Below are 5909 nucleotides of genomic sequence, written 5' to 3' on the forward strand. Positions count from 1 at the left end.
GAACGCACGAACGGAGGGGGGAGGAGGGGGGGGGGGGGGGCGCGCCGATGTTATCGGGAAGGGGCGGGTAGGGGAAAAAGCCCGCCGCAGCCGGGCCGCACCCGACCACGAGCCCGCACCGGGCAGCCGGCACCACGAACCCGCACCGGGCAGCCGACCCCTACGGCACCACGGACCCCGACGTCCGGTCCGGGTCGTCGACCCCCGTAGCCGCTTCCAGTTCCGCCGCCGCAAGCTCCGCAGCCGCCAGCTCCGCAGGCCGCTGCCACCCCCGCGACCCCCGCGCCAGCAGCCACGCCGTCGTCTCCTCCGCCGGCATCGCCGCCGCGACCAGCCAGCCCTGGACCGCGTCGCAGCCCAGATCGCGCAGTCGCTCCCAGGTCTCGTCGTCCTCGACGCCCTCGGCGACCACGACCAGGTTGAGCGAGTGGGCGAGGTCGACGGTGCAGCGGACGATCTCCGCGTCCTCCGGGTCGACCGCGAGGCGGGCGACGAACGAGCGGTCGATCTTGAGCTCGCTCACCGGGAGCCGGCGCAGGTGGACCAGGGAGGAGTAGCCCGTGCCGAAGTCGTCGAGCGACATCTTCACGCCGTGGCCGGTGAGCCCGGCCAGAGTGTCGGCGGCGCGCTGCGGGTCCTCGAGGAGGACATGCTCGGTGATCTCCAGCTGGAGGGCGCCGGCGGGCACTCCGTGGCGGGCCAGGCGCGCGGCCACCGAACCGGCGAAACCGGGGGTGTGGACGTCGCGCGGCGAGACGTTCACCGCGACGGGGACCTTCAGGCCCTGCGCGTGCCAGATCGCCACCTGCGCGAGAGCCGTGTCCAGGACGTACTCGGTCAGGTGGGGCATCAGGCCCGAGGACTCGGCGATCGCGATGAACTCGTCCGGCGGGACCTTGCCGCGCTCGGGATGCACCCACCGCACGAGCGCTTCGAGGCCCGCGACCTGACCGTCGAAACGGACCTTGGGCTGGTAGTGCAGTTCGACATCGCCGGCGTCGAGCGCGCGGCGCAGATCGCCCAACAGGCCGAGGCGGTCGGGGGTGTTGGAGTCCCGCTTCGACTCGTAGACCTCGACGCCCGTGCGGTCCACCTTGGCCTGGTACATCGCCACGTCCGCGCGGCGCAGGAGACCTTCGGCGTCGAGTGCGTGGTCCGGGTAGACGGCGAGGCCCGCGCTCGCCTCGAGGACGAGGGTGAGGCCGTCGAGGTCGAGGGGCGAGCTGAGTTCGGCGACGAGGACGCGCGCGATGCGCTTGGCCGTGGTCGTCGAGTCGCAGGTGGGCAGCAGCACGGCGAACTCGTCACCGCCGAGGCGGGCGGCCTCCGCGCCCTTGGGCAGGGCGAGTTGGAGGCGGTCGGCGATCTGCAGCAGCAGCCGGTCACCGGCGAGATGGCCGAGCGTGTCATTGACCGAGCGGAAACGGTCGAGGTCGATCAGGACGAGGGCGGAACGCGCACCGATCCGTTCGGCGTCGTCCAGTGCCGCCCAGGTCCGCTCCAACAGCCACTGCCGGTTGGGCAGTCCGGTCAGCGGATCGCGCAACTGCTCCTCGGCCCGCGCCCGGGCGATCCACAGCGTCGAGTCCAGCGCCACGAGCGGGATCGCGAACAGCGGAAGAAGTACGGGCATCGCGACGGCGACCACACAGATGAGGGGCGCGATCCCGAGCAGCGCCACCCCCACGAGACCCTGCCGGATCATGGCGGTACGGGCGACCGTGGGCAGCCCGGCGGAGTGCGGGGCGTGCACGTACCAGAGCAGCAGACGGGTCACGAGCAGATACGCGCCCGCCACGAGCGCGACCTCCGGAAACGCCCACAGATCCCAGTCCTCGGGCGTCCAGGGCCGCTCGACCGTCGGCACCTCGCCGAAGGCCGCCATGACCAGCGCGCCCGCGCCGATGCCGAGTACATCGACCGCACCGTGCAGCAGACCCTGGCGCCAGCGGCGCCGGCGGGCCGCGCCGACCAGGACGATCACGGTGAGGCTGACCATTCCGGCCGGGACCCAGCCGTAGAGCAGCAGGACAGCAAGGGTGAGGGCGGCGCCCGAACCGGTGCCGCCCCACCACCGCTCACGTCCGAGCGCGACCAGATGGCCGACGATCACACCGACGAGTACGGCGAGCGACCAGCCGACGGTGGAACCCGGAAAGAGCGCGTGGTCCCCGGTCAGTGCGCTGTACACCCCCGCGCCGAGCACGACCGCGGCGACGGCCACCACGGCGGTGGGCAGCGCGGGCGTCCACAGCCCGGGCAGCCGGGACACCGGATCGGCGCTCTCGGTCGGTTTCATTCCCGTCCCTCTCACAGCCGGCGGTGCCCACGCCACGCGGCTCCTGCTTCTGAAGTCACCGCGTCCGAAACCAATTCCCTCACTCCTGTTGAGCAGGGGATGCCCCATCCGCAACTGGACACGGCAGGCGCACACCTCAACAGTAGGCCGCAGAAGGCTTCCACGGGCAGCCGTCGAGCACGGTTGCCCGAATGCGACCCGGCCACCCGTATGCATCTGGTATGCGCCGAACGGGTGGCCTTCAACCGCTACTCGGGTACCGGAAGTGCAACTTCCTGTGCGGCCTCCGGGCCCTGTCCGAGCAGGACCGCGAAGCCTTCCTCGTTCAGAACCGGCACCTTGAGCTGCATGGCCTTGTCGTACTTCGAACCAGGGTTGTCACCCACCACGACAAAGGACGTCTTCTTCGAAACCGAACCGGTCACCTTCGCGCCGCGGGTCTGCAGCGCCTCTTTTGCGCCATCACGCGTGTGGTGCTGCAGCGTGCCGGTGACGACGACGGTGAGTCCTTCGAGCGGGCGCGGTCCCTCGTCCTCGCCGCCTTCCTCCTCCATACGGACCCCGGCCGCGCGCCACTTGCGCAGGATCTCGCGGTGCCAGTCCTCGGCGAACCACTCCTTGAGCGCGGCGGCGATCGTCGGTCCGACACCGTCCGTGTTCGCCAGCTCCTCCTCACCGGCCTGCTCGATCCGCTCCAGGGAGCGGAACTCGCGGGCGAGCGCCTGGGCGGCGACCGGGCCGACATGACGGATCGAAAGACCGTTGATGATCCGTGCGAGAGGGCTTTCCTTGGCCTTCGCGATGTTCTCCAGGAGCGCTACCGCGTTCTTCTTCGGCTCGCCCTTCTGGTTGGCGAAGACCGTGACGATCTTCTCCTCGCCCGTCTTCGGGTCGCGCTTGGGCAACCCGCTGTCCTTGTCGAGGACATACGCCTTGATGGGCAGCAGATCCTCGATGGTCAGGTCGAACAGATCGCCCTCGTCCACCAGCGGCGGGGTCGACGGCTCGAGCGGGCCGGTGAGCGCGGCAGCGGCCACCGAGCCGAAGTGCTCGATGTCCAGGCACTCGCGCCCGGCCAGATAGGTCACGCGCTCCCTCAACTGGGCCGGACACGTCCGCGCGTTGGGGCAGCGCAGATCGATATCGCCTTCCTTCATCGGCCGCAGGGCCGTGCCGCACTCCGGGCACTCGGCGGGCATCACGAACTCCCGCTCGCTGCCGTCGCGCAGATCGACGACCGGGCCGAGGATCTCCGGGATGACATCGCCGGCCTTGCGCAGCACCACCGTGTCACCGATCAGGACGCCCTTGGCCTTGACGACCTCCTGGTTGTGCAGAGTGGCGAACTCGACCTCGGAACCGGCCACTTGGATCGGCGCGACCTGCGCGTACGGGGTCACGCGGCCGGTGCGTCCGACGCCGACGAGAATGTCCACCAGCTTGGTGTTGACCTCCTCCGGCGGGTACTTCCACGCGATCGCCCAGCGCGGTGCGCGCGCCGTCGAACCGAGCCGTCCCTGCAGGGGGATCTCGTCCAGCTTGACGACCACGCCGTCGATCTCGTGCTCGACGGAGTGCCGGTGCTCGCCGAAGTACGCGATGAACTCCCGTACCCCTTCGAGGTCTTCCACGACCTTGTTGTGCTGAGCGGTCGGCAGACCCCACTCCTCGAGCAGGTCGTACGCCTGGGAGAGGCGGGTGATCTCCAGGCCCTCGCGGGCGCCGATGCCGTGCACGACCATGTGCAGCGGGAGCGTGGCCGTGACCTTCGGGTCCTTCTGGCGCAGGGAACCGGCGGCGGAGTTACGGGGGTTGGCGTACGGCTCCTGGCCCGCGGCGACGCGCTTGGCGTTGAGCTCCTCGAACTTCTCCATCGGGAAGTAGACCTCGCCGCGGATCTCCACCAGATCCGGGATGCGCTTGCCCTCGAGGCGGTCCGGGATGTCGGCGATCGTGCGCACGTTGGGCGTGATGTCCTCGCCCTCGCGGCCATTGCCCCGGGTGGCCGCGCGGGTCAGCCGGCCCTTCTCGTACGTCAGGTTGACCGCGAGACCGTCGACCTTGAGTTCGCACAGGAAGTGGTAGTCGGTGGTGCCGACATCGTTCGCCACGCGGTTCGCCCAGGCGGCGAGTTCGGCGTCGTCGAAGGCATTGTCCAGGGAGAGCATCCGCTCGCGGTGCGTGACCGTGGCGAAGTCCGTCCGATAGTCGCCCGCGACCTTCTGGGTCGGTGACTCGGGCGTCCTGAGCTCCGGGTACTCGTCCTCCAGTGCCTCGAGCGAGCGCAACAGCCTGTCGAAGTCGGCGTCGCTGATGACCGGCTGGTCCTTCACGTAATACCGGAAGCGGTGTTCCTCGATCTGCTCCGCGATCTGCGCATGCTGCTCACGCGCCTCGCTGGGCACCGATGACGTACCGCCTGCCTGGTCCGTGCCGACCATCGCGTGTCCTCCCGCGTCTTTGAAAAACCAAGTCCCCGCTGGCCTGTCGTGCGTCGTCACCGCGGATCCCGTCACTCAGGGTTGTCGGCGAGCGAGCGAGCCGCCGCGACGCAGTGGGCGAGCGCCTTGCGGGCATACGAGGGCGAGGCCCCCGCGAGACCGCATGACGGCGTGACCACGACCGATTCCGCGAGCGATCCCGGATTCAGGCCGAGCCTGCGCCACAGCGTCCTGACACCCATGACGTTACTGGCAGGGTCCGACAATGCGGTGTCGGTGGACGGCACGACTCCCGCGAAGAGTTTCAGTCCCGCCTCCACGCCCTCGCCGATCGACTCCTCGTCACGTTCCGTGAGGAGTGACGCGTCGAAGGACACACCGGCCACGCCCGCGCGGCGCAGCAGGGCGAACGGGACGTCGGGCGCGCAGGTATGGACGATCGCGGGTCCCCCGTGCGCCTCGATCAGGCCGCGCAGGGTGGATTCCACCAGCTGACGGTCGACGGCGCGGTGGGTGCGGTAGCCGCTGGCGGACTTGATCTGTCCGCGCAGGACGGCGGTGAGCGAGGGCTCGTCGAGCTGCAGCACGACCTCGGCGCCGGGGATACGGCGGCGTACGTCGGCGACGTGCTGTTTGAGGCCCTCCTGCAGGGACCCCGCGAGATCACGCACGGCGCCCGGGTCGGAGAGCGCGGCCTCGCCGCCCCGGAGTTCGACCGCGGCGGCCAACGTCCAGGGTCCGACAGCCTGGATCTTCAGCGGACCCTCGTATCCCTGTGTGAACTCCTCCAGGGCGTCGAGGTCCTCGCCGAGCCAGGACCAGGCGCGGCGGGTGTCGCGGCCGGGGCGGTCGCCGAAGCGCCAGCCGCTCGGCTCCACGCGCGCGTACATCTCGACGAGCAGCCCGAGGGTGCGGCCGATCATGTCCGCGCCCGGGCCGCGGGCGGGGAGCTCGGGCAGGAAGGGGAAACGCTCGAAGGTCCCGGCGGCGGTCTTCGCGGCTTCACGGGCGTCGGTGCCGGGCATCGAGCCGACGCCGGTGGCAGGGCCCCAGGGGGTGGTGCGGTCTTCGGTCACCAGGCGAGGGTACGGAACTGAGCGGTGGGGGGGGGGGGGGGGGGGCGCGGCCCCCCCCCCCCCCCCCCCCCCGCGCCCCCCGCGCCCCCCCGC

Annotated in this window: 3 protein-coding genes; all 3 read right to left on the reverse strand. The window is 70.7% G+C overall.

Features of this window, described 5'->3' with window-relative positions:
* Positions 1 to 160 precede the first annotated feature (160 nt).
* The 3 genes from JAO81_RS00940 to JAO81_RS00950 all read right to left on the reverse strand — a co-directional run bounded on the left by JAO81_RS00940 (position 161) and on the right by JAO81_RS00950 (position 5816).
* Positions 161 to 2299 carry a bifunctional diguanylate cyclase/phosphodiesterase gene (locus tag JAO81_RS00940; protein WP_199545775.1) on the reverse strand — a complete coding sequence of 713 codons (2139 nt, stop codon included), beginning with the start codon at positions 2297 to 2299 and terminating at the stop codon, positions 161 to 163.
* Between the two features lie 248 nt (positions 2300 to 2547).
* On the reverse strand, positions 2548 to 4740 hold the full coding sequence (ligA, locus tag JAO81_RS00945; RefSeq protein WP_199545776.1) for an NAD-dependent DNA ligase LigA: 2193 nt from the start codon (positions 4738 to 4740) through the stop codon (positions 2548 to 2550).
* Between the two features lie 71 nt (positions 4741 to 4811).
* Positions 4812 to 5816, reverse strand: coding sequence for a methionine synthase (locus JAO81_RS00950; protein ID WP_199545777.1), 1005 nt, complete (start codon positions 5814 to 5816; stop codon positions 4812 to 4814).
* Positions 5817 to 5909: the final 93 nt, after the last annotated feature.

Origin of the sequence: Streptomyces sp. N35, assembly GCF_016464295.1 — a bacterium.
In the GTDB taxonomy this organism is placed as follows: domain Bacteria; phylum Actinomycetota; class Actinomycetes; order Streptomycetales; family Streptomycetaceae; genus Streptomyces.